A 21,663-nucleotide genomic window follows, 5' to 3' on the forward strand; every position below is an offset into this window, starting at 1 on the left:
GAAGACACCGCCAAAAGTGCAGTTTCAACGTGGGCCAGGGGCGCCGCGCCGTTGACTCTGCGCGTAGGGCGGCTCAGTGCGAGAAGACACCGCCCTCACCGCAATATCAACGCTTGCGGGTCACCCGGCCAAAGGCCTCCGTCACAAACCGCAGCGTGGAACCTACGACTGAGAACACGAATCGGAAGAACATGCGGCCGAGAGGCGACCGAAATATGCCGGCGCACAGATTGATCAGCGCCACGATAATGATCAGCGTCAGGGCCGCACCCCATACCCGCAGGACACCCGCCGGTTGGGGGTTGGTGAGCTCGCTGTAGATCAGCAACGGCAGCGACGCCATGTTGCCGTCAAAGACGTCGTAGTTGATCGAACGGCTGTATCCGACCAGCACCAGGACCGGCGCCGTTTCGCCGACGACGCGGGCGACCGCCAACAGGACTCCGGACAGAATGCCGGGTGCCGCGATCGGGGCGACGATGCGAACGATGGTCCGGTATTTCGGAATACCTAACGCGTAGCTGGCTTCTCGCAGCTCATCAGGCACCAGCCTGAGCATCTCTTCGGTGGCTCGCACCACCACTGGCAACATGAGCAAGACCAACGCCAGCGACACGGCGAAAGCACTCTGCGGATATCCAAAGGTTGATATCCAGAGGGCAAAGATGAACAGCGCCGCCACAATCGAGGGCACCCCGGCGAGCACGTCGACCATGAAGGTGGTTACCCGCGCCAGTCGGCCAGTGCCGTATTCCACCAGGTACACCGCGGTCAGCATGCCCAGCGGCACCGCCAGCAGAGCCGCGATTCCGGCCTGCACCAACGTCCCATAGATCGCGTGGAACACGCCGCCCGTGAACTCTTGGGGCAATACGCCGCGCAGCGAGTGGGTCCACCATTCCGAATTAACGACGGCTCGCCAGCCCCGTATGGCAACGACCGACAGGAGCCAGATCAGCGGCACCAACGCGATGAGGAAGGAGGCAAAGAAAAACACTGCGGCGACGCTGTTCTCGAGCCGCCGCCTAAAGCTCACCGGCCGAAACACCACCGCCTTGACCGGCATGTCGAGCGTATCGATACTCATAGGCCGCGCATCGGTGCTACCCGTTGACCTTTCCGCCGGCCACCGCACGGGCGGCGGCGTTGACCACGAACGTCAGCACGAACAGTGCGAAGCCCGCCGAGATATAGGCCCCGGTGGGCAGCGGTTCACTGAATTCCGCAGCGGCAGAGGCGATCTTGGACGCAAAGGTGTAGCCGCCGTCGAACAGTGACCAGTTTCCTGGCTTCGCCGCCGAACGCAGGATGATCAGCACCGCCACGGTCTCGCCCAGAGCGCGGCCCAGCCCCAGCATCGACGCCGCGATTACACCGCTGCGACCAAACGGCAGCACCGTAGTTCGGATCACCTCCCATTTCGTCGCGCCCAACGCCTGCGCCGCTTCGATCTGCATCTTTGGGGTCTGGCGGAACACTTCTCGCGATACCGAGGTGATGATGGGCAGGATCATCACGGCGAGCACGATGCTGGCGGTGAAAATCGTCCCGCCGCCCGCCAGCGACACGTTGCCCTTACTGAACAAGAAAATCCAGTCCAGGTTCTCGTTCAGAAATCGCGCCAGCGGCTCGATCTGCGGTGCCAGCACGAAGATCCCCCACAGCCCGTAGACGATCGAGGGCACCGCGGCGAGCAGATCGACCATCGCGGCGAACGGACGCGACAACCGCTGCGGCGCATATTGAGTGAGGAACACCGCAATCCCCACAGCAATCGGCACGGCCAGTACGAGAGCGGTGATAGAGCTCAACACCGTGACCATGAAGAGGTCACGGATACCGAACGCAACCCTGTCAGTGGAGGTCTCAAACTTCGCACTGGTGAAGAAGTTCGCGTCATTCGCCCGGAGCGCCGGGATGGCGCGGACCAGCAGGAACAACGCGATCAGCCCGATGGCGACGACGATCGCAGATCCCGCGGCCGATGCCGCGAACTTGAACAGCCGCTCCCTGATCCGCGCCGAGTGCGGATCTACATCAGCCAACGCAGACTTGGCTACCGAGCCATTGCCCACGTCGACCTCTGATCAGGAGATGGAGTTGACCGCGGTCGACAGCCTCGACTTGAACGAGTCGGGAATCGGTATGTAACCGTTGTCACCCAACCCATTTTGGCCCGGTCCGATGGTCGCCTGCAGGAAGGCCTTAACGGCGGTGCCCACCTGGGCGTCCGGATACTTCGAACAGACAATCTCATAGGTTGCCAGCACGATCGGGTAGGAGCCCGGCTGCGTCGGCCGGTAGAACGACAGCGTGTCGATCGTGAGGTCGTTGCCCTGCCCGCTGATCGTGGCGCCGGCAATCGTCTTGCCCACCGAGTCGGTGCTGATCGCGACGGGCTCCGGACCGGCAGACGTAATGATCTTCGCCATGCTCAGGTTCTGCGCCTGGGCAAACGACCACTCGTTGTAGGTGATCGACCCTTCGGTGCTCTTGACCGCAGCGGAGGTGCCGTCGTTGCCCTTGGCGCCCTCGCCGACACCGCCGTTGAACACCTTGCCGGCGCCCTTACCCCACCCGCCGTTGGACGCGGCATCGAGGTACTTCTGGAAGTTGTCGGTAGTTCCCGACTCGTCGCTGCGGAACACCACGTGGATGGGCGTATCGGGCAAGTTGGTCCCCGAGTTGAGCGCCACGATAGCGGGATCGTTCCAGGTGGTGATGCCGCCGTTGAAGATCTTCGCCAGGGTGGGGCCGTCCAGGTTGAGCGACGAGACGCTGGGCAGGTTGTACGTCACCGCGATGGGACCGAAGACGACCGGCAGGTTCAATGCCTCCGAGCCGCAGCGCTCTTTGGCGGCCGCCGCCTCGGCAGGACTCAGGGGTGAGTCCGACCCACCGAAGTCGGTTATCTTGCCCGTGAATTCCTTGATGCCGGCACCCGAGCCGTTACCGGTGTAGTTCAAGGTCTGCCCTGGGCAAGCCTCCTCAAAAGCCTTGATGAAACGGGTCATCGCGTTGGCCTGCGCGGTGGCCCCGCTGGCCTTCAGATCTTTCTTACCGCCGCAACTCACGTTGCCCGACGCGCCACCGGACCCGGTGGTGCCTCCCCCACTTGCGTTGTTGTCGCTGCCGCATCCCGACAAAACCAATGCTCCGGAAGCCAAGACACTGAGCGCGACGCCAAATCGGTTGAGCTTCAATTCAGTTCCTAACGGTAATGAAACATCCTTGCCGCCACTCGTAAGCCGCGGCCCGTCACCAGCCGTTCCTTCGCAGCCTTCCAGCTACATTAACAACAAGTAACCCCCCTAGGAAACAGCTAATCGAGCCCCTCGGGAGCCATATCGCGATCGTTCTTCCGCCCTGAATTCAAACAGATTATGGGCCACCGCAACACGGCCAAAACGGAGATGAGCCTCGACGCGCCCGTCCGAAGCACGTCCGGTTGCACCTGTTTCAATGAGTTCCGATCCAAGCCCGTCCATTGACTGAAACGAGACCGCAGTGATCCTCGACAGGTTCCGCCTCGACGACAAGGTCGCCGTCATCACCGGCGCCGGCCGCGGCCTCGGCGCGGCGATCGCGCTGGCCTTCGCCGAAGCAGGCGCGGACGTCGTGATCGGTTCGCGAACACAATCGCAACTCGACGAAGTCGCCGAACAGGTCCGGGCGGCCGGCCGCCGCGCGCACGTCGTCGCCGGCGACCTGGCCCATCCCGACGTCACGGCGCAGTTGGCGGCTCAGGCGGTGGAGGCCTTCGGGAAATTGGACATCGTCGTCAACAACGTCGGCGGAACCATGCCCAACACGCTGCTGAACACCTCGACCAAGGACCTCAAGGACGCATTCACGTTCAATGTCGGTACCGCTCACGCGCTGACCGTCGCGGCTGTGCCGTTGATGCTCGAGCATTCCGGCGGCGGCAGCATCATCAACATCACCTCGGCGATCGGCCGACTGGCGGGACGCGGTTTTGCGGCCTACGGCACCGCCAAGGCCGCGTTGTCGCACTACACCCGCTTGACGGCCCTCGACCTGTGCCCCCGCATCCGGGTCAATGCGATCGCGCCGGGCTCGATCCTTACCTCCGCGCTGGACATCGTCGCCTCCAACGACGAACTGCGCACGCAATTGGAGCGGGCGACACCGCTGCGCCGCCTTGGCGATCCCGTCGACATCGCCGCTGCGGCAGTGTATCTGGCGTCCCCGGCTGGCAGTTTCCTGACGGGCAAGACCTTGGAGGTCGACGGTGGCCTCACGTTCCCCAACATGGAGATACCGGTCCCGGATCTGTAAGCCGTTGTGGCGCAAGTCTCTCGCTGAATGCAGGTGATCCCCGGAATCAGCCCGGCGGTCGTTGCGTTGCCAATCGGTGTCACAGCGAAAGGGGACATGATGCCGAAGCGACGGGTCCTGGTTACCGGGGCGTCGAAGGGAATTGGCCGCGCGGTTGCCGACCGGGTAGCCGCAGCGGGCAACGAACCGATCGGGATCGCCCGGACTGCGCCGGCGGACTTCCCCGGCAGCTTCTACGCGGTGGATCTCGGCGACCGGGACGCGACGGCGGAAGCCTTGGCGCGCATCGTCGCAGATGGCCGAGTCGATGCCGTGGTCAACAACTTCGGCTTCGCCAAATTCGGCCGGATCGGCGAGATCGACCTGGACGATCTGGCACTGACCTACGACTTGAACGTGCGCACCGCGGTTCAGGTGGTTCAGGCTGTGCTGCCCGGCATGCTCGACGCGGGATGGGGACGCATCGTGAACGTCTCCAGCCTGACGACGCAGGGTACGGCCGAGCGCACGCCCTATGCCTCGGCCAAGGCCGCACTCGAGACGAGCACTCGCATCTGGGCGAGCGAGCTTGCCCGGACCGGTATCACCGTGAACTGCGTGGCACCAGGCCCGGTGGAGACCGAGCTGTACCGGCTGCGCAGCCCCGCCGGGTCGGAGCGGGAAGCCCGCCTACTGAACGCCATTCCGCTGCACCGGGTCGGGACTCCGGGCGAAATCGCCCACGTGATTTGCATGTTGCTGCACGAGGACGCGGGATACATCACCGGTCAGATCGTTCACGTCGACGGCGGCGGGAGCATCAGCGCCGCGTGAAACCTCGCTTCTGCGAGTGAACAAAGGGGTTGCGACACGGTCACGGGTGGGTACCTATCGGCTCATCACAGGTCACAACAGCACCGCCAATAACTATCGTCACATCAGTCAATAGCGAGCGTCAACTGGGGCGCTTCGCCCCGCGGAAGGTGTGACATGTCGGCGATTCCTCGCTTGTTTCCGGTTTCGCTGGCCGCCACTGCGGCTGTCGGACTTTTGCTTCCGATAAGCATCGCCACCGGACTCGCTCCGGCGGCGCACGCCCTGCCGTGCAGCGCGCCGGAGGCGAACGTGCCGCCGCCGCCGAACGCGGTCGTGACCAACCCGGGCGGCAAGGTCCTCGGCCCGATAAACAGAGGACCCCGCCCGCGCGGCGCCAATGAGCGTGCGCCGCTACCCCGGTTGGGTCCGCTGCAGCGCGTAGTGCCACCGGGGCAACGCTATTCGGCGCCCCTGCAACAGCAGGCGCGCGTCCCGCAAGCCAACCCCGCGCCGCCGGCTCCCACGCCGCCCGCCGCGGGCCAGGGCCCCGACGCCGCACAGCTGAATCCGCAGGCCGCCGTGCCGCCCAACCCCGCCCCCGTTCCGGATGCGGCGGTCCCTGCTCCGCCGGATGGCGCGCCGGATGCGATGGCCGCGCTCGCGAATTCCAACACATCGCTGGTCGAGTGGGTGACCGGCCCGGAAAGCCCCAACAAGACCCTGCAACGCTTCGGCATCTCCGGGACCGACCTCGGAATCCTTTGGGACAACGGCGATCCCGCGAACCACCAGGTACTCATGGCGTTCGGCGACACCTTCGGCTACTGCGCCGTCCACGGCGACCAATGGCGCTATAACGTCCTGTTCCGCAGCAACGACACGGACCTGTCCCACGGACTGCACGTGGCCGACGGCGACCCCCACAACAGATACGCGGGCTCACCGACGCAGCAACCGGGCTTCTCCAAGCAGGTGATCAACAGCATCAAGTTCGCCAAGGAAGAGACGGGAATCATTCCGACCGCCGCGATCTCCATCGGGAAGACGCAGTACATCAACTTCATGTCCATCAAGGACTGGGGTCGCGACGGAGAATGGTGGACGAACTATTCGGGCGTCGCGATGTCTACCGACAACGGCCAGAACTGGGCGGTCTACCCCGGCACCATCCGCGCCAACGGACCGGACGCCGCCCGGGTCCCCTATGTCGAGGGCAACGAAAATTTCCAGATGGGCGCCTACGTCAAGGGGGCCGACGGCTACCTGTACTCCTTCGGCACACCGAATGGACGCGGCGGCTCGGCCCACCTGTCGCGCGTGCAGCCGCGCTTCATTCCGGATCTCACCAAATACGAATACTGGAACGGTGATTCGAACTCATGGGTGCCGAACAAGCCGTCTGCGGCCACCCCGGTGATCCCCGGCCCAGTCGCCGAGATGTCGGCCCAGTACAACACCTACCTCAAGCAGTATTTGGTGATGTACACCAACGGCGCCAACGACGTGGTGGCACGGACCGCACCCACGCCGCAGGGACCCTACAGCCCGGAGCAGTTGTTGGTCTCCAACTTCTCCATGCCCGGCGGCATCTACGCGCCGATGATGCACCCCTGGACGACGGGCAAGGACGTGTTCTTCAACCTGTCCCTGTGGTCCGCATACGACGTGATGTTGATGCACACCTCGCTGGGATAGCTCCGTTTCGAGGCGTCGAGATGGCCGTCATGGTCGTGCTCGCAGCGCGCATGACGACCACGACGGCAATCTCGGCGTAGCAGCCCAGTGGGGTTCGACTACCCTCGCTTTCTATTCGGTGGCGCGGATCGAAAGTCGGTGAGTTGGCGCAGGACACCTCGGTCAAGACGAGCTGGTATCTGCTCGGACCCGCTTTCGTCGCGGCGATCGCGTACGTCGACCCCGGGAATGTGGCGGCCAACGTCAGCTCGGGTGCCCAGTTCGGCTATTTGCTGCTGTGGGTGATTGTCGCGGCCAACGTGATGGCCGGACTGGTGCAGTACCTCTCGGCCAAGCTCGGGTTGGTCACCGGCCGCTCGCTGCCCGAGGCCATCGGCCTGCGAATGGGTCGGCCGACGCGGCTGATCTACTGGGCACAGGCCGAGATCGTCGCAATGGCAACCGACCTGGCCGAGGTGGTCGGCGGCGCGATCGCGTTGCGCATCCTGTTCGGCCTGCCGCTTGCCCTTGGCGGGATCATCACCGGGGTGATCTCGCTGGCGCTGTTGCTCATTCAAGATCGTCGCGGGCAGCGCATCTTCGAGCGAGTCATCACCGGTTTGCTGTTGGTGATCGCTGTCGGATTCACCGCCAGCTTTTTTGTCGCCACCCCTCCCCCAAGCGCCGTCTTCGGCGGACTGGTGCCGCGTTTCCAGGGCACCGAGAGTGTGCTGCTGGCGGCGGCGATCCTGGGGGCCACCGTGATGCCCCACGCCGTCTACTTGCATTCGGGGCTGGCGCGTGACCGCCACGGCCATCCGGAGCCGGGTCCGGTCCGGAAACGCCTGCTGCGGATAACCCGATGGGACGTCGGGCTCGCCATGGTCACGGCGGGCGGGGTGAACGCGGCGATGCTGCTGGTTGCGGCGCTGAACATGCGGGGACGCGGAGACGACACCGCCTCGATCGATGGGGCCTACATTGCCGTCCACGACACCTTGGGGGCGACGATCGCGGTGCTGTTTGCGATTGGCCTGCTGGCGTCGGGCTTGGCATCGGCGTCCGTGGGCGCCTACGCCGGCGCAATGATCATGCAGGGCCTACTGCACTGGACGGTTCCGATGGTGGTGCGCCGCCTGGTCACTTTGGGCCCTGCGATCGCGATTCTGGCGTGGGGCGTCGACCCCACCCGCACCTTGGTGCTTTCCCAGGTCGTGCTGTCATTCGGCATACCGTTCGCGGTGCTGCCGTTGGTCCGGTTGACCAGCAACCCCGAGATCATGGGGAGTGATATCAACCATCGCGCGACGACGGCTATCGGCTGGGTTGTGGCGGTGATGATCACCTTGCTCAACCTGGTGCTGATTTTTCTGACCCTGACCGGTTAAGGGGTTAGCGCTTTGCGGCGCACTGGCCGAAATTCAGTAATCGACTACTGAAACCCGCACGGTCACCTCGGGTGAGACTCAATTGTGCAGTGCCATTGGCCGTTTGCCGAGGGAGGGCCCCATGTCGCTTGTCATCGCAACGCCGGAGCTGATGGCTGAGGCGGCAACGCACCTGGAGGCGATTGGCTCAGCACTCGACGAGGCGCACCTGACGGCTGCAGGCCCAACCGGCACTGTGGCTCCCGCCGCAGCCGATGAGGTGTCGGTGGGCATCGCGCAGCTGTTTTCCGGTTTCGGCCAGGAGTACCAGGTCTTGGCCCGCCAGACCGCGCAGTTTCATGAGGATTTTGTGCAGCACTTGAACGCCAGCGCGGGCATGTATGCCGGAGCTGAGGCGATCAACGTCGGTCTGTTGCAGCCTTTAATCTCGTCAGTCGAGTCGTTTCTCGTGACCAGTGGATACGGTCCGTTATTGTTTTCCTTCCTAAGTGTATTAGAAATCGCTCTGGCCGCGTTGCTAGCGGTTTTATTTGTTTCCTACTTTATCTTTGCGTTGTTCGCGTTCGGGGGCACATTAGCCCTGGCATCCCAGTTTGCAATGCCACTCGCCCCGTTCGCCAGCTACGGCGAGACCCTTCTGCTCACGCTCCTCACGATCCCATTCCGCCTGCTTACAGCAATCGCGTGAGCGTCCCGTTGGGGCTCCGCGCCCGAGACGAATCCATCACGCCGAGCGGGGCATTCCTTGCCTTTGAAACCATTAGTTTTAATACGGCAATGGGTGTCGTCGCAGCATCCGTTTAGTTGCACTTTTCTCCGTCTGCCGCGGTCGGGATTGCATAAAGCCCACCCCACCTCATCTGAGTGCACTGCCGCCGCGTGGCGGGCACCTCGCCAAGTACGGCAGGATGGACGTGTCGTCGTCGAAGACTCGCGGGAGTCAGCTTGCCAACACAACTCATGCTGTCGAACTCGCCGACATGTTCGAGAGCCACCGGCTGAATGCCGGCCCGCCGGCACCCCTACTTCGCGTACGGATCCAATCTGTGCGTTCAGCAGATGGCCGCCCGCTGTCCCGACGCCGCTGATCCCCGCCCGGCGGTGCTGTCCGATCACGACTGGCTGATCAATCAGCGCGGTGTAGCCACCGTGGAACCCTTCACCGGAAGCCAGGTCCACGGCGTGCTGTGGCAGATATCGGACCACGACCTGGCGGCCCTGGACAGCGCCGAGGGCGTGCCGGTGCGGTATCGGCGCGACCGGATGACGGTGGCGACCGACGACGGCCCGGCGCCGGCCTGGGTGTACATCGACCACCGCGTCACTCCCGGGCCACCGCGTCCGGGCTACCTGCCGCGCATCATCGACGGAGCCCGCCACCACGGACTCCCCCAGCGCTGGATCGACTTTCTGCACCGCTGGGACCCGACGCACTGGCCGAAGCCTTCTACCCCGAATACACCAGCGCCACAGTCGCTTTCGGCGTTGCTGAACGAGCCCGGCGTGGTCGAGGTCAGCCACCTTCGGTCACGCTTCGGCTTCCTGGCCATCCACGGCGGCGGCCTGGAGCAGATGACCGACGTGATCGCCGAACGCGCGGCCGAGGCCGCCGAGGCATCGGTTTACCTACTGCGGCATCCCGACCGCTATCCGCATCATCTGCCGTCGGCCCGCTTCGATCCCGCGGAATCCGAACGACTGGCCGAGTTCCTCGACCACGTCGACGTCGTCGTCTCGCTGCACGGCTACGGCCGTATCGGTCGCAGCACCCAACTCTTGGCCGGCGGGCGTAATCGCACACTGGCCGCACACCTGCACCGCCACCTCCACCTGCCCGGTTATCAGGTCGTCACCGACCTCGACGCCATTCCGTTGGAACTGCGGGGCCTCCATTCGGACAATCCGGTCAACCGGGTGCGCGGGGGCGGAACCCAGTTGGAGTTGTCGGTTCGCGTCCGAGGTCTCAGCCCCCGCAGTCCGCTCCCCGGCGAGGATGGCTTGTCTCCGGTCACCTCCGCCCTGGTGCAGGGTTTGGTGGCCGCCGCACGCTCCTGGTAGGTGTTGTTGGTGACCAAGGATTTTCGCTTCGGACTCAGCGTCCGCTTCTTCAAATCTCGGGCGGGGTTGGTCGATCTTGCCAAGCGTGCCGAGGACCTTGGTTATGACGTGCTCTGCGTGCCCGACCACCTGGGAGCGGCGGCACCGTTTCCGACGCTGACCGCGGTCGCCATGGTCACGACGAAGATCCGCCTGAGCATGTACGTCCTCAACGCCGGCTTCTACAAACCGGCCCTGCTAGCGCGCGACGTCGAAGCGTTGCAGGTGCTCAGCGACGAGCGCCTGGAACTGGGCCTGGGCGCCGGCTACGTCAGAGAAGAATTCGAGGCCGCCGAACTCCCCTATCCCAGCGCGGGCGCACGTGTCGACCATCTGGAACACATGGCCGCCTATTTCTGCCAGCACCACCCGGCGGTGCCGATCATGATCGCCGGCAGCGGCGACCGGGTGATGACGCTGGCCGCGCGGCACGCCGACATCATCGGGCTGACCGGAGCAAAGGTGCGCGACGTCGAGGATCCGCTTGCCGAGCGCATCGAATTCGTCCGCAACGCCGCCAAAGAGCGGTTTGACCCGCTCGAACTGAATCTCGTCATCACCGCGGTCCCTCGCGAAGGCGAACGGAAACCCAGCTTGTCGTTGACCCGCCGCAACGCACCGGACTTGTCCGACGAGGAGTTGTTGGCCTTGCCCGCAGTACTTAGCGGGTCACCTACCGAGATGGCCGACAAGCTGAGATGCCACCGCGACAAGTACGGCATCACCTACTTCACCGTGCAGGACAACCACGTCGAGACGTTCGCGAAGGTGATCGCCGAATTACGTTGAGCCGCCCGGCGTCAGCGCTGTCGGGCCACGAAATTGCCGTGAAATCCCTGGGGGATGTGGTGGGCGAGTTGGGCAGTGGCAATGGGTCCGCCCGCAACGTCTTTGGCGTCCAGAATGACCAGTCGGGACAGGTGCTCCTTGGCCTGGTATTCGACCGACAACAGCCAGCCGTCGTCCTCGGTGGTCGCGTCTGGCCGGGGGACGAAAACCGGTTCGCAAAAACTGTTGCCGTCGCCCGGCGCCTCGTAGGTGGTCTCGGTGTTGTCACTCAGGTCCAGTTTGGTGATCGAGTCGTACACCGATGACAGCCGCCGCCGACTGGTGAGGTAGGCGTAGCGGTAATTACGCCCCTCGCGGTCGGGGTGGTGTCGGGGAAACTCAGAGACGGTGTCGCTCAACGGCTCTCGGATGACTCGATTCGATTTGGTGACGCGGAAGCGGGTGAATTCCCCGGGCGATTCACGAAGTGGGGTGGTCTGGAACCGCGCGATGCTCTTGAGCAGCTGTGGGTTTTCGTACGTGATGACGTCGACGACGACGTCGTCACCGTCGTCGTAAGCGTTACTGAGGTGGAATTGCAGTATCGCCGGGGAGTCGACGAAACGAACGTCGCCGCCGTCGCGTGGCACGAGGACGAAGAGACTGCCGCGCTCGGGGCGGTAGTGCAGTGTGTCACCGACTGGCTTGCGGCCCAGAGCGACTTGCAGCAAGTTGGTCATGATCGGCGACAGCACAAAGACCAGATAGCGCTCCGTGATCGCGAAATCGTGCAGCATCGCCAGGTACGGCAACCGGACCGAACGCAGGTACTCAAGGGCGCCTTGCGGATCGGCGCGGTAGATGCGCAGGTGCGGTCGCGGGATGAATTCGGCACCGAAGTTGTACAGATCGCCGGTCCGGGGACAGACGCAGGGATGCGCGGAGAACGTTGCCCCCTTGCGCAACTCACCGCCAAAGTGACGTACGCCGATGGTGTCCAGCGTGTCGGGATCGACCTCGTAGGGCGCTCCGCCTTCCCATAACGCATACAGCCGGCCAGCATGCTCAACGACATTGGTATTGGCCAAGTTTGGCGGTGTCTTGGCGATGTTGGCCCGCCAGCCGCCGGGCGCCGCGGTGCCCAAATGCGTGGTTCCGGTCTTGCCCTGGTAGTGGCGCGTGCGCACGTACCGGTTGCGGTAGTGCAAACCGCCGTCGCGGATGGTGAAGGCGGACAGCATGCCGTCACCGTCGAACAGATGATGCAAGGGACGGCCGGTGTGGTCCTCCCAGCGTCCGGGACCGTTGCGGTACAGCGTCCCGGACAGCTCGGGGGGAATGGTCCCCTCGATCTCTTCCACCCGGTAGTCGTGCTCGGTGTGTTGCGGTTCGCTGACGCCGAGGCTGAGCAGGTCCGCACTGGACAGCGCCGCAAGCCGGTCGGTGGCCTGAACTCGTTCGTCGTGGGACAACGACGCCAAGTACCGCTGCAATCCCGGCAATCTCGACAGGTCAAGCACGGCTGCCGTCTGGTTCGTCACCGCGCGCTCCTTAGGCTTCGGGAACTGAGACTCTGGCTCAAGTTAGTCTCAGTTGATGACGGGGTCAACAGGCCGCACCGCTGGGCGGTAGAAATACCGATAATGGGCTCCACTCGTTCGTCCGAAGCGCTGCTAGAGGCGACTTTGCAGCTGATTGCGCAGAGCGGCATCGATGCACTGACCCTGAGTCAGGTGGCCAGGCACGCCGGCGTCTCGCGCGCGACGGCCTATCGCGAATTCGGCGACAAAGACGGGTTGATCTCCGCGGTAGCGCAACACGAGGTGCAGCACATGGCCCACGAGGTGATGGCCAGCGTGGACATGCACGGCGATCCGGTGCGCGTGGTGCCCGCGACCGTCCTCGCCGCGCTGCGCTACCTGCGGCATAGCGCCGCTTTCACCTACGTGCGTGACCACGAACCGCACTGGCTGCTGCGGGCCGTGCTGCAGATCGGTGAGACGCGGATGACAGTCGTTCAAAGCATGGCCGCGACCGTGGCACCTGCCATTGCCGCCACGAAGTATCCACGTCCGCTGTTGCCGCCCATGCAGGCAGCCGAGATCATCGTCCGAACAGTGCTCTCGCACGCCCTTATCGAACGCAGCACGCTGACCGACGAAGAAGTCGCGGACGCGGTGACCCGCGCGATCACCATTGATTGATCCGTTCCCGACACGTCACGGTAGGCTGAGTCGGCGCGCCGCGGCGCACACGATCCGTACCGGAACTCGGGTTTTCGTCACGAATCGCCCCGTCCGCCCTCGTAGCTCAGGGGATAGAGCACGGCTCTCCTAAAGCCGGTGTCGCAGGTTCGAATCCTGCCGGGGGCACCAGTTCAGTGCATGTTTTACCCGTATACGGGCAATTTTCGGGCAACGTGAGCGCCTTCGGAAAACCTTGTCCGGACGGCGCGGCGGCTTGGGAGCCGGGGATCAGACGCCTCCCTTAGTGCGGTTGTCGTCCTTGCACAGCATCCGGCAGTTGGCTGCAATGGTTCTACCGCCAGCGTGCCACGGCGTGATGTGGTCAGCCTCCATCTCGGCTAGCTCGAAGTACTCCCCGCAGACGGGGCACACCCCCTGCTGGCGTTCATATGCTTCGCGCTTCTGATTGTCTGTGAAGGCGCGGATGCTTAGGTTTCGCTCGTCGCCGTTGAGGACGTAAACATAAATTCCGCGCTTCTTCGTCACGTCATCGTCTGCCATTAGGCTGGCAATCCGCGCTTCAAGTACAACTGGATCGAGTTCGGTGTCTTTGAACTCGTTGTAGAGCCTGCCCCAATCAACCGACTTCATCTCCCGGCGTAGCGTAGGAAAAGTCGCCTTCACCCACGCGATCACCTGCTGGAAATAGAGCCATAGCTCGTTGGCATTGGGCTTGTGCTGTTGCACCGCCATATAGCCCTCGATGTCACCATTGTTGATCCACTTAATAACGGTTTCGAGGTAGTCCTGCCGGATGGGCGTCCCACTCATATAGTCGCTAGCGAGGAGGTAAGCCGGGCACCCGGTCTTGGAGAAATACTTCTTCGCATCAGATACCCAAGGACCTGCGTAAACCGCATTGCGCAGCTCTTGGTCAGTGAGGACCGCTCCGGCAATGTTGATGGTTTTAAACCATGCCAGCTTCTCGCTATCCGTACCGGTGCAGAAATACACCATGAGCTTGTAATCGAGTACCTGTTCCTGCTCATCGCTCTGAAGGTTATGAAAGTAGCGGCCTTCGAAAGAGAAGTCACCCCCTACAAACTGGCAGATCGAGATGATGCGCTGCTGGCCGTCGATCACCTCGTAGGTGCCGTCCTCACGCACCGCCCAGTACAGGACGTTGAGCGGGAAATCATGCCGCAGCGTATTGATGACCGCATCTCGCTGCTTGTCTTTGTAGACGAACTCCCGCTGAAAGGGAGGCCGCACGTCCAGGTCGCCGCCGTAGGCTCGCACGCCAAGTTCCTCGTTGTCCTCATAGCCTTTGGTGAGCTCTCGGACAGTAATCTCTTTGAGTTCGATGTCCACGCTGCTCAGCCGCGCTTCCGCCGGATCACGATTCGGTCATACAGTCTTCGGTAGGTGCCGCCCGGCTCGGGCAAATAGAACCGCGGGCCACCTTGTTGGTAGCTGCCTGGTTGTCCGATCTGCGACATGGGTCGAGCCAGCGTCTTGCTAGACCCGATGATTTCGAATTGATCAGGGTTGTACTTGTAGAAAAAGGTTATTGGCACGCCCATCTCACCTTCATAGTCATTGGGAATGTCCTGTATCCTGCCAACTTCGATAGCGTCATAATTCGCGTATCGGGGGTACTCATCGGGGCTATAGGTCTTGTATAGGATCAGGTCTTCGTGCCGTTTCGAAATATCGAGGTTGGTGAACCAGCATCCGGTGCCGATGCTTCGCCATTTCTGCCCGGTTTCGTCAATCCAAAACCGTGTGTCCCGCGGTTCATAGTAATCCGGTACTCGGAATTTCATATCGCCGGAGTAATAACCCAACCAAATCTTGTTGTTTTTTAGTAGCTCGAACGTCTCCATATATGCCACAGCGTTCTGATTGCCGATGATCAAAAACTTTTTGTTATGCTTCATCATCTGGTCTACGTATTCTCGGAACAACGAGAATGGCGGATTCGTCACAACGATGTCAGCCTGTTTCAGTAACTCGACGCACTCGGAGCTTCGAAAATCGCCGTCCTCTTTCAAGGCGTGAACGCCGATCTCGTTAGGGTCTGGAACGCTGTTACCGTTCCGGTCGCCGGTATATTCCAGGTAAATCGCTTGCTCTGAGTCGTTACGGCTGAACAGGTCCATGTTCTGGTTCTTGTAGCAAGTAGTGATGAGCTTCTTTAGGCCGAGACGTTCGAAGTTGTACGAGAAGTAGTGAAAGAAATTGGACACGCGGGGGTCGTCACAGTTGCAATACACGACTTTGTCGCGGAAGTGATGCCGATAGTGCCTGAGTTCCCGTTCAATGTCGGATAATTGCGTGTAGAACTCGTCTTCACGCAAGTGCTGGGCACGCCCCAGGGCTTGGTTTCTCACTGGACCGGACATGGGCCAAGCGTAGAGGGTGTGGCCGACTAGCCCGAGGAGCGCCGCGCGGGTTCTCAGACCGCCGAAGTGGGGGTACTGAAGTCGCCGCTGTTGCTGGCGGTGACATGCTGTTTGTCTGCTTGCGGTACGTAAGACGCCCGACTATCCGCTGATCCGGCGGGTCATCCACGCCGGTGGTAGTGACGTGACGGTGCCAGCACGAGCGCGGCGCTCGATGTCGAGCGGCGAGACGATGTGCCACTGCTGCCCGATCGAGTGCGCGAGCACGTCGTGAGCGACCACCAGCGCGGCGAGCGCGTCGGGCTGGTGCTGATGCTGCTGCCAGCTCACCGCGGCCTGCTCAAGGGCGGGCAGATGACCGGCGATCCGCACCGTGCCCGTCTCAAGGGCTTGCAGCAGCGCCGAGCTGCGGGCGATCGCGTCGCCGCCGCCGCGCCCGCTGCCCTTCGGGGGCCACGCGGTCACCTTGATCGGGCGGTCGAGCTTGTAGCGGCGCAGCGCATCGCCGACGACCCGCTGATACGTCTCGCGGGCGGCGAAACTCTCGACAGCGATCTCAGACGCCCCGACGTCGACCGCCAGCTCGACCGCCGCCCGCGCCCACTGGTCGCTCGTCATCGGCGCACTGACGTCGGCGATCACCGCCACCACGCCGTCGCGGGTCAGCGACGCTGCCACGATGCCGCAGGCGTCACCGCTGCCGCTGTCGCTCGGGTCGACGCCCACGACGGTCATGCTCGGCGCACTCGGCGCTGCCGGTAGCCGCCAGTTGTCGAGCCACTCACGTTTGATCAGCCCGCCTTCGGGCGCTGACGGCACACCCTCGTAGAGCGCGAACCACGCCCGCTCACCCGAGGTGCGGCGAGCAGCGGCGTAGTGCTCAGCGGTGAAGCCCAGCGCCGAGGTCATCGCGACGCCAGGTGCGCGGCCCAGCGCATCAGGTATCCCTGACTCGGCGACTGCCGGAATGTTGGTGTGCGTCCAGACATCCGGCTCGCTGTCGAGCAGTTCACCGGCGAGGTCGCGTTCGTGCCAGCGGGTCATCACCAGCAGCACCGACGCGCCGGGATGCAGTCGGGTCGCCAGCGTCGAGCGGTACTCGTTGACCACCCGGCGACGGTGCGCGGCGCTGTCGGCCTCGGCGGCGTCCTTCACCGGGTCGTCAATGATCATCAGTCCGCTGGCACCGAAGCCGGTCGCCCCGCTGTTGATGCCGGTCGCCAGCAGCCCGCCCGCGTGCCCGTCCACCCGCCAGCGGCCCACCGCCGTCTTGTCGGGTGAGAGCCGGATGCCGAGGAAATCGGCGTGCTCGTTGATGATCCGACGCGCCTCGCGACTGTGTTCCTGCGCCAGCTCGTCGCTGTAGCTGACGACCATGATCTGCATGTCGGGGTCGCGCATCAGCGCCCACACGATCGTCCAGATCGCCAGCAGCCGCGACTTGCCGGTGCGCGGCGGCGTCGTCACGATGTCGCGCTGATCCGGCTCGGCGACCGAGCGCACCGCAAGATCGCTCAGCAGCCGGATCGTCGGCGTCACAACGAACTTCGGATCGAGCCGACGCGCCAGCTCGGCGGGCGAGGCCGGTCGGCGCTGCGCCCGCACCGCCCGCAGCGAGCGGACGGCGGTCAACACGGCGATGGGGCCGGCAATCAGATCGGTCATGGCGGTTACGCGGCCTTTCGATGCTTGGGGTCGAATCCGGCGCTTTGGGCGTCCCACAGGTCGGCCCGCCGCCACTGGTGCCCGCAGCCGTCGCACCGATACCGGCACACGACATACTTGCCGCCGCGCCAAGTGACCGACGTTGGCTCGGTCAGCGAGGCCACGCGATCCCGGCTGTCGGCGTAGTGCCCGAGCGGATTGCAGCGCGGGCAGTAGTCGGGCAGGAACTCGACGCTGCGGTGCTCGGTCGTCATGGCTGGCTCGTCTCTCTCGGTGTCGCTGCCCGGCGTCAGGCCGCGGGCGTGCGCTTTCGGCGCTCGACGGGCGGCACGCCGCGCAGCCCGGCCCGCAGGTTGGCGAGTTGCACGCTGCCCGGCCCGCCGCCGTCGGTGATGCCCAGCGCGGCCAGCACGTCGGCGTCGGTCGCCTCGCCGTCGCGGTGCAGTTTCTGCGCCACGCGCACAACACCGGGCCAGCAGCGCGTCAGCAGGCCGGTCAGCCGCTGATCGACTGCCGATGCGCCACCGCTGGCGAGCAGTGCGCGGTCGTCGTGCTGGGCTGCTGTGGCGAGCACGCGGTACACCTCGCGCTGCGTCGGTCGCTTCCCGGCACGCCACCGCGCCTGCGCCCACGGCCCGGCGTAGACGGTCGATGCCCAACTGCCGTCGGGCACGTCGTCGTGGACGGTCTTGCCGCTCACGCCCCATACCCGGCTGTTCGTAACGGCAGCGGTGAGAATGCGACCGCCGAGCAGCGTCGCGGCCACGGCGTGCCCGGCTTCGTGGATGCACGTCTCAAGGTGCTGCCGCTCGCGTGCGGTCAGGTCGGTCAGGCGCAGCGTCATCGGTCGTTGTCCTCTCGTTTGTCCTCGGAGATCGACGCCGAGACGACGCGGCCCGCAGCCAGACCGTCGTCCCGACGCCGATCGTCGGCAGCAGCACTGACCCGAGAAACGTCGGCGCTGCCGCCCTGGTAGCTCGTCATGGTGTTGCGGCTTCTGGCGATCCGCTGCTGCCGGTTCCGCTCGTCGTAGGCGTCGGCCTTGGCCGCGGCCTCATCGAGATAGCGGTCGATGCAGGCTCGGCAGCGCCAGCCGTGCTTGCTGCCCTTGTAGGTCAGGCAGGGACCGCCGCAGTCCCAGCAGACGGCGACGATCTCGGCGAGTGCGGCGGTCATGGCGTCACCGTCACCGCGCCGACGACGGCCTCGACGCCGACGACGAAGCTGCGCTCGGCGACCGCGGCGAACGTGTTGTGCCGCTCGTCAATCGCCTCACGCACCGTCGGCGCATCTCGCCAGCCGTAGGGCTGCGACGTCGCGACGATCGTGTCGGCGAGGCCGTCGACATAGCCGCCGCCGACGACGTAGGTGTGCCCGCCCGGTGAGCGCAGCGCCGCACCGTTGCGCGTGAACACCTCGACGTCTTGGGCGAGCCACTGCGCCCCGAGGTGAATGAACCCGACGGTGTTGGTCTGTGCGAGCACGCCCTCCGCTTGCCTGCATAGTCGCTCACAGCTGGGACTCCCCACCGTCGACGACGAGTTCGATGCCGGCGACATACGTCGCGTCGAACGCTAAAAAGGCCACCGCGGGGGCGAATTCGGCGGGATGGCCCCACCGCTTCATCGGGCTGCTCTCCTCGAATTCCGCCCTGAGTGCGGCGGCCTTGTCCGGAACCTCCTTGTCCAACTTCCCCGTGTCGATCGAGCCCGGGCTCAGGGCGTTGACCCGGATACCCCGCGGCAACAGTTCCCGGCTCAGCGTCCGCGCCATCGAGCGCAGCGCGGCCTTGCTGGCCGAATACACGCTGAGAGCGTCCCAGCCCGTCTGGTTGGCGATCGAGGTCGTCAGCACCACGCCGGCGCCGTCGGACAGTAGCGGTGCCAGTTTCTGAACCGTGAAAAACGGCCCTTTGGTATTGATCGCGAACACGTCGTCGAAAGTCTGCTCGGTGACGTCGAAGAACGGCTCATAACTACCGATGCCCGCATTGGCCACCAACGCGTCCGCGGTACCGAACTCGTCCTGTACCCGGTCGGCCAGCGCCTCGATGTCCGCGAGCGAACTGGTGTCGCTGCGCACGGCGATGCCGTTGTCGCCGAGGCGTCGGGCGGCGTCGTCGAGAGTGTCCTGGTTGCGCCCGGTGACCAGAACCCGGGCACCGTTGTCCGCCAGATATTGCGCGGCCGCCAGCCCGAGCCCGCTGCTCCCGCCGGTGATGACCACGCTCTTGCCGTCGTATCTACTCATGCACCCGAGTGTTCGCCCGTCCCGCGTCGCTGTCCAAGACCTGCTCGGCACCGCGGTATTCCGAAACTGCATAGCGCGGAATACGACCGGATGATGGCGGGTTGGACGCCTTATGGAGATGACCGGTGAATGATTCCGGGGCAGACCTGGAGTTGCGTCTGGTGCGATATTTCACGGTGCTTGCCGAGCATCTGAACTTCAGCCGGGCGGCTGCGGAGTTACATCTGGCGCAGCCGGCGCTGAGCCGGCAGATCCGGCGTCTGGAACACAGTCTCGGCGTCTCCTTGCTGGACCGCACCCCGCAGGGGGCGCTGCTCACCGAGGCCGGTAAGGCATTTCTCCCCGAAGCGCACGCGCTGCTGCAGGCCGCGCGTCGGGCCACACTCACCGCCCGCGCGTACACGCCCACCGGCCGCATCGTCATCGGATACGTCGAGGACCTCGTCATCACACCCGTTCTCCGGGAATTGCGCCGCCGCCACCCCGAGGCCGACATCGGCACCCGTCATCTCGACTGCGATGAGGAGGGTCTCTTCACCGGTGGGCAGGTCGACGTTCTGGTGGCCAGGGCACCGCTGTTCATCCCGACCGACGGGGTGCGAACCACGGTGCTCTACGAAGAGCCACGCATGTTGGTGATGCACGCAGAACACCCATTGGCCGGCCGGGAGTCCGTGTGGCTGGAGGACTTCGCGCCCGGCGAATCGGTCATCTGCTCACACGGTGGTACCCGGGCTCTCTTCCCGGCGGGGTCCTATCGACCGAGCGAACCCGGCCCGGTGTCGGCCGGACCGCTCATCGAAAGTTTCGAGGACAGGCTGGAGCTCGTCGCGGCCGGACAGGCGGTCGCGGTCCTTCCCGCCGGCGACCGGCGCAGTTCGGTGCGCCCCGAGTTGACCACCGTGCCGCTGAGCGGGTTCCCAGCCAGCACCGTCGTCGTCGCCACCCGGATCGGGGAGGCGAACCCGCTGGTTACCGAGTTCGTCGCCGTGGCGGGTGAGCAACTGACCGGGTGAGTACCGGACACCCTGACATGAGATTGTCGGGGTACCCCGGTGGGTCAAACCCACAGCAGATCGCTTTAGTTTTTCTCCCAAAGTGCGCACTTAGCAAACACGGAACAACACTCTCTTTCGGCCTCTCCTCACAGTGGCGCCGTCGCGTTAGGCTGAGGCATGTCCGTGGACGATCCGGTCACCGTGCTGAGTGAAGACGAGAGCTGGAGCCTGTTATCCACCGTGTCGTTAGGCCGATTGGTCACGATCAGGGGTGGGCGGGCCGAAATTTTCCCGATCAACTTCGCCATCCAACGTCGGACTCTGGTCTTCCGCACTGCCCAGGGCACCAAGCTGTACAGCGCCGTGATGGGCGAGGGGGTCGCTTTCGAGGCCGACGACCACACAGCCACCGAAGGGTGGAGCGTGATCATCCAGGGCAGGGCGCATCTGCTTACGTCCAACGCAGACGTCCTAGACGCCGAGGAAACGGAGCTGCAGCCGTGGCCCGCCACGTGGAAGCCTCACTACGTACGCGTGATCCCCATGGAGATCAGCGGGCGGCGGTTCAAGTTCGGGCCACAGCCAGCGGGTCCGCTGGCGCTTTCCGAGCACGCCTAGCTGGACACCAGACCAAGCACGGCCTGACACCCGCGGCCGCGTTTGATGAGCCCTGAGCACCAAATCTGCTGCGGCGCAAGGTAGATAAGCCGCCGTCACACACGCTGCTGGTCCGCTCCGATTCCGGGTAGCCCCACGGCCGTTGCGGCAAAGCAAAAGTGGGTAACCAGCGCAGTAATGCACACATCAGCTCACTAGCGGAAGGCGGCAAGCAGATGGCTGGTCAGGAGGGCGGTCGGTGGGACGTCGGCGTCAAAGACAACGAGGTCTACATCGCACGCATTGACGACAGCGACCAGAAGGTCTTCAACGATCTGATCTCACCCGATGAGGCTCGTGGCCTGGCCGACCTCTTGACGAAGTACGCCGACAAGGCCGGCGGGTCCGAAGAATCCGACGAGTCAGATGACCACTCCGACAAGTCCGACAAATCCGAAAAGTCCGACGACGACGATGGCGATGATGATGACGACGAAGACGAAGACGACGACGACGAAGACGACGACGACGACTAGAGACA

The 21,663-nt window shown here is 64.2% G+C and carries 22 protein-coding genes, 1 tRNA gene and 1 pseudogene; 12 read left to right on the forward strand and 12 right to left on the reverse strand.

Going from position 1 to position 21,663, the window contains the following annotated elements:
• Window positions 1-208: 208 nt before the first annotated feature.
• The 3 genes and pseudogenes from pstA to pstS form a co-directional block, all read right to left on the reverse strand.
• Window positions 209-1,087 (reverse strand): annotated as a pseudogene (gene pstA, locus G6N68_RS22870) (phosphate ABC transporter permease PstA); the annotation flags it as partial.
• Between the two features lie 16 nt (window positions 1,088-1,103).
• Window positions 1,104-2,045, reverse strand: coding sequence for a phosphate ABC transporter permease subunit PstC (pstC, locus tag G6N68_RS22875; protein WP_240355576.1), 942 nt, complete (start codon window positions 2,043-2,045; stop codon window positions 1,104-1,106).
• A 42-nt stretch (window positions 2,046-2,087) separates the two neighbouring features.
• Window positions 2,088-3,203, reverse strand: coding sequence for a phosphate ABC transporter substrate-binding protein PstS (gene pstS / locus G6N68_RS22880; RefSeq protein WP_163717259.1), 1,116 nt, complete (start codon window positions 3,201-3,203; stop codon window positions 2,088-2,090).
• Window positions 3,204-3,507: 304 nt separating this feature from the next.
• Between pstS and G6N68_RS22885 the strand changes: the two genes are divergently transcribed.
• The 7 genes from G6N68_RS22885 to G6N68_RS22915 all read left to right on the forward strand — a co-directional run bounded on the left by G6N68_RS22885 (window position 3,508) and on the right by G6N68_RS22915 (window position 11,042).
• A complete protein-coding gene (locus tag G6N68_RS22885) occupies window positions 3,508-4,299 on the forward strand; it encodes an SDR family oxidoreductase (protein WP_163717261.1) in 792 nt (263 codons plus the stop codon).
• 99 nt (window positions 4,300-4,398) lie between these two features.
• Entirely contained in the window at window positions 4,399-5,112 is a 714-nt protein-coding gene (locus G6N68_RS22890; RefSeq protein WP_163717262.1) for an SDR family oxidoreductase, read from the forward strand.
• A 156-nt stretch (window positions 5,113-5,268) separates the two neighbouring features.
• Complete coding sequence (locus tag G6N68_RS22895; RefSeq protein WP_163717264.1) at window positions 5,269-6,789, forward strand: glycoside hydrolase family 183 protein; 1,521 nt, start codon at window positions 5,269-5,271, stop codon at window positions 6,787-6,789.
• Between the two features lie 113 nt (window positions 6,790-6,902).
• Window positions 6,903-8,156, forward strand: a complete 1,254-nt coding sequence (locus G6N68_RS22900; protein WP_240355825.1) for an Nramp family divalent metal transporter — start codon at window positions 6,903-6,905, stop codon at window positions 8,154-8,156.
• A 121-nt stretch (window positions 8,157-8,277) separates the two neighbouring features.
• Complete coding sequence (locus G6N68_RS22905) at window positions 8,278-8,844, forward strand: PE family protein (protein ID WP_163717268.1); 567 nt, start codon at window positions 8,278-8,280, stop codon at window positions 8,842-8,844.
• Window positions 8,845-9,158: 314 nt separating this feature from the next.
• Window positions 9,159-10,214 (forward strand): poly-gamma-glutamate hydrolase family protein, encoded by a 1,056-nt coding sequence (locus G6N68_RS22910; RefSeq protein WP_163717270.1) that lies wholly within the window; start codon window positions 9,159-9,161, stop codon window positions 10,212-10,214.
• Window positions 10,215-10,217: 3 nt separating this feature from the next.
• Complete coding sequence (locus tag G6N68_RS22915) at window positions 10,218-11,042, forward strand: LLM class F420-dependent oxidoreductase (protein ID WP_163718884.1); 825 nt, start codon at window positions 10,218-10,220, stop codon at window positions 11,040-11,042.
• An 11-nt stretch (window positions 11,043-11,053) separates the two neighbouring features.
• Here the strand turns inward: G6N68_RS22915 and G6N68_RS22920 are convergent, their stop codons facing one another.
• A complete protein-coding gene (locus G6N68_RS22920) occupies window positions 11,054-12,562 on the reverse strand; it encodes a carotenoid oxygenase family protein (protein ID WP_240355577.1) in 1,509 nt (502 codons plus the stop codon).
• 102 nt (window positions 12,563-12,664) lie between these two features.
• Here G6N68_RS22920 and G6N68_RS22925 point away from each other — a divergent pair, with 102 nt between their 5' ends.
• On the forward strand, window positions 12,665-13,225 hold the full coding sequence (locus G6N68_RS22925) for a TetR/AcrR family transcriptional regulator (RefSeq protein ID WP_163717272.1): 561 nt from the start codon (window positions 12,665-12,667) through the stop codon (window positions 13,223-13,225).
• Between the two features lie 95 nt (window positions 13,226-13,320).
• A tRNA-Arg gene (locus G6N68_RS22930) sits at window positions 13,321-13,396 on the forward strand.
• A 99-nt stretch (window positions 13,397-13,495) separates the two neighbouring features.
• Here the strand turns inward: G6N68_RS22930 and G6N68_RS22935 are convergent.
• The 8 genes from G6N68_RS22935 to G6N68_RS22970 all read right to left on the reverse strand — a co-directional run bounded on the left by G6N68_RS22935 (window position 13,496) and on the right by G6N68_RS22970 (window position 19,527).
• Window positions 13,496-14,578 (reverse strand): HNH endonuclease family protein, encoded by a 1,083-nt coding sequence (locus tag G6N68_RS22935; protein ID WP_163717274.1) that lies wholly within the window; start codon window positions 14,576-14,578, stop codon window positions 13,496-13,498.
• Window positions 14,579-14,583: 5 nt separating this feature from the next.
• The gene (locus G6N68_RS22940) at window positions 14,584-15,612 is read right to left on the reverse strand and encodes an adenine-specific methyltransferase EcoRI family protein (RefSeq protein ID WP_163717276.1); all 1,029 of its coding nucleotides are present in this window, start codon (window positions 15,610-15,612) and stop codon (window positions 14,584-14,586) included.
• Window positions 15,613-15,753: 141 nt separating this feature from the next.
• A complete protein-coding gene (locus G6N68_RS22945; protein ID WP_163717278.1) occupies window positions 15,754-17,277 on the reverse strand; it encodes a terminase large subunit domain-containing protein in 1,524 nt (507 codons plus the stop codon).
• Window positions 17,278-17,282: 5 nt separating this feature from the next.
• Window positions 17,283-17,531, reverse strand: coding sequence for a hypothetical protein (locus G6N68_RS22950; RefSeq protein ID WP_163717279.1), 249 nt, complete (start codon window positions 17,529-17,531; stop codon window positions 17,283-17,285).
• A 35-nt stretch (window positions 17,532-17,566) separates the two neighbouring features.
• Window positions 17,567-18,121, reverse strand: a complete 555-nt coding sequence (locus tag G6N68_RS22955; protein ID WP_163717281.1) for a M50 family metallopeptidase — start codon at window positions 18,119-18,121, stop codon at window positions 17,567-17,569.
• A complete protein-coding gene (locus G6N68_RS22960) occupies window positions 18,118-18,453 on the reverse strand; it encodes a hypothetical protein (RefSeq protein ID WP_163717282.1) in 336 nt (111 codons plus the stop codon). The genes G6N68_RS22955 and G6N68_RS22960 overlap by 4 nt, the downstream gene beginning before the upstream one ends.
• Window positions 18,450-18,761 carry a hypothetical protein gene (locus tag G6N68_RS22965; protein ID WP_163717284.1) on the reverse strand — a complete coding sequence of 104 codons (312 nt, stop codon included), beginning with the start codon at window positions 18,759-18,761 and terminating at the stop codon, window positions 18,450-18,452. The genes G6N68_RS22960 and G6N68_RS22965 overlap by 4 nt, the downstream gene beginning before the upstream one ends.
• Before the next feature lie 25 nt (window positions 18,762-18,786).
• Window positions 18,787-19,527: an SDR family oxidoreductase gene (locus G6N68_RS22970; protein ID WP_163717286.1), complete on the reverse strand. Its 741-nt coding sequence runs from the start codon at window positions 19,525-19,527 to the stop codon at window positions 18,787-18,789.
• Between the two features lie 125 nt (window positions 19,528-19,652).
• On the opposite strand from G6N68_RS22970, the gene G6N68_RS22975 reads away from it, so the two are divergent.
• From G6N68_RS22975 to G6N68_RS22985, 3 genes are all read left to right on the forward strand, one after another.
• A complete protein-coding gene (locus tag G6N68_RS22975; RefSeq protein WP_163717288.1) occupies window positions 19,653-20,543 on the forward strand; it encodes a LysR family transcriptional regulator in 891 nt (296 codons plus the stop codon).
• A gap of 159 nt (window positions 20,544-20,702) precedes the next feature.
• A complete protein-coding gene (locus G6N68_RS22980; protein WP_163717290.1) occupies window positions 20,703-21,143 on the forward strand; it encodes a pyridoxamine 5'-phosphate oxidase family protein in 441 nt (146 codons plus the stop codon).
• Window positions 21,144-21,358: 215 nt separating this feature from the next.
• The gene (locus G6N68_RS22985; RefSeq protein WP_163717292.1) at window positions 21,359-21,658 is read left to right on the forward strand and encodes a hypothetical protein; all 300 of its coding nucleotides are present in this window, start codon (window positions 21,359-21,361) and stop codon (window positions 21,656-21,658) included.
• The last annotated feature ends 5 nt before the right edge of the window (window positions 21,659-21,663 follow it).

Source organism: Mycobacterium bourgelatii (genome assembly GCF_010723575.1).
Lineage (GTDB): Bacteria > Actinomycetota > Actinomycetes > Mycobacteriales > Mycobacteriaceae > Mycobacterium > Mycobacterium bourgelatii.

What these genes read in the sequence shown, in the direction of transcription:
- G6N68_RS22890 (WP_163717262.1), top strand. Translation starts at nt 4,399, where the DNA reads ATGCCGAAGCGACGGGTCCTGGTTACCGGGGCGTCGAAGGGAATTGGC.
- G6N68_RS22895 (WP_163717264.1), top strand. Translation starts at nt 5,269, where the DNA reads ATGTCGGCGATTCCTCGCTTGTTTCCGGTTTCGCTGGCCGCCACTGCG.
- G6N68_RS22905 (WP_163717268.1), top strand. Translation starts at nt 8,278, where the DNA reads ATGTCGCTTGTCATCGCAACGCCGGAGCTGATGGCTGAGGCGGCAACG.
- G6N68_RS22910 (WP_163717270.1), top strand. Translation starts at nt 9,159, where the DNA reads ATGCCGGCCCGCCGGCACCCCTACTTCGCGTACGGATCCAATCTGTGC.
- G6N68_RS22925 (WP_163717272.1), top strand. Translation starts at nt 12,665, where the DNA reads ATGGGCTCCACTCGTTCGTCCGAAGCGCTGCTAGAGGCGACTTTGCAG.
- G6N68_RS22940 (WP_163717276.1), bottom strand. Translation starts at nt 15,612, where the DNA reads ATGTCCGGTCCAGTGAGAAACCAAGCCCTGGGGCGTGCCCAGCACTTG.
- G6N68_RS22945 (WP_163717278.1), bottom strand. Translation starts at nt 17,277, where the DNA reads ATGACCGATCTGATTGCCGGCCCCATCGCCGTGTTGACCGCCGTCCGC.
- G6N68_RS22950 (WP_163717279.1), bottom strand. Translation starts at nt 17,531, where the DNA reads ATGACGACCGAGCACCGCAGCGTCGAGTTCCTGCCCGACTACTGCCCG.
- G6N68_RS22955 (WP_163717281.1), bottom strand. Translation starts at nt 18,121, where the DNA reads ATGACGCTGCGCCTGACCGACCTGACCGCACGCGAGCGGCAGCACCTT.
- G6N68_RS22960 (WP_163717282.1), bottom strand. Translation starts at nt 18,453, where the DNA reads ATGACCGCCGCACTCGCCGAGATCGTCGCCGTCTGCTGGGACTGCGGC.
- G6N68_RS22970 (WP_163717286.1), bottom strand. Translation starts at nt 19,527, where the DNA reads ATGAGTAGATACGACGGCAAGAGCGTGGTCATCACCGGCGGGAGCAGC.
- G6N68_RS22980 (WP_163717290.1), top strand. Translation starts at nt 20,703, where the DNA reads ATGTCCGTGGACGATCCGGTCACCGTGCTGAGTGAAGACGAGAGCTGG.
- G6N68_RS22985 (WP_163717292.1), top strand. Translation starts at nt 21,359, where the DNA reads ATGGCTGGTCAGGAGGGCGGTCGGTGGGACGTCGGCGTCAAAGACAAC.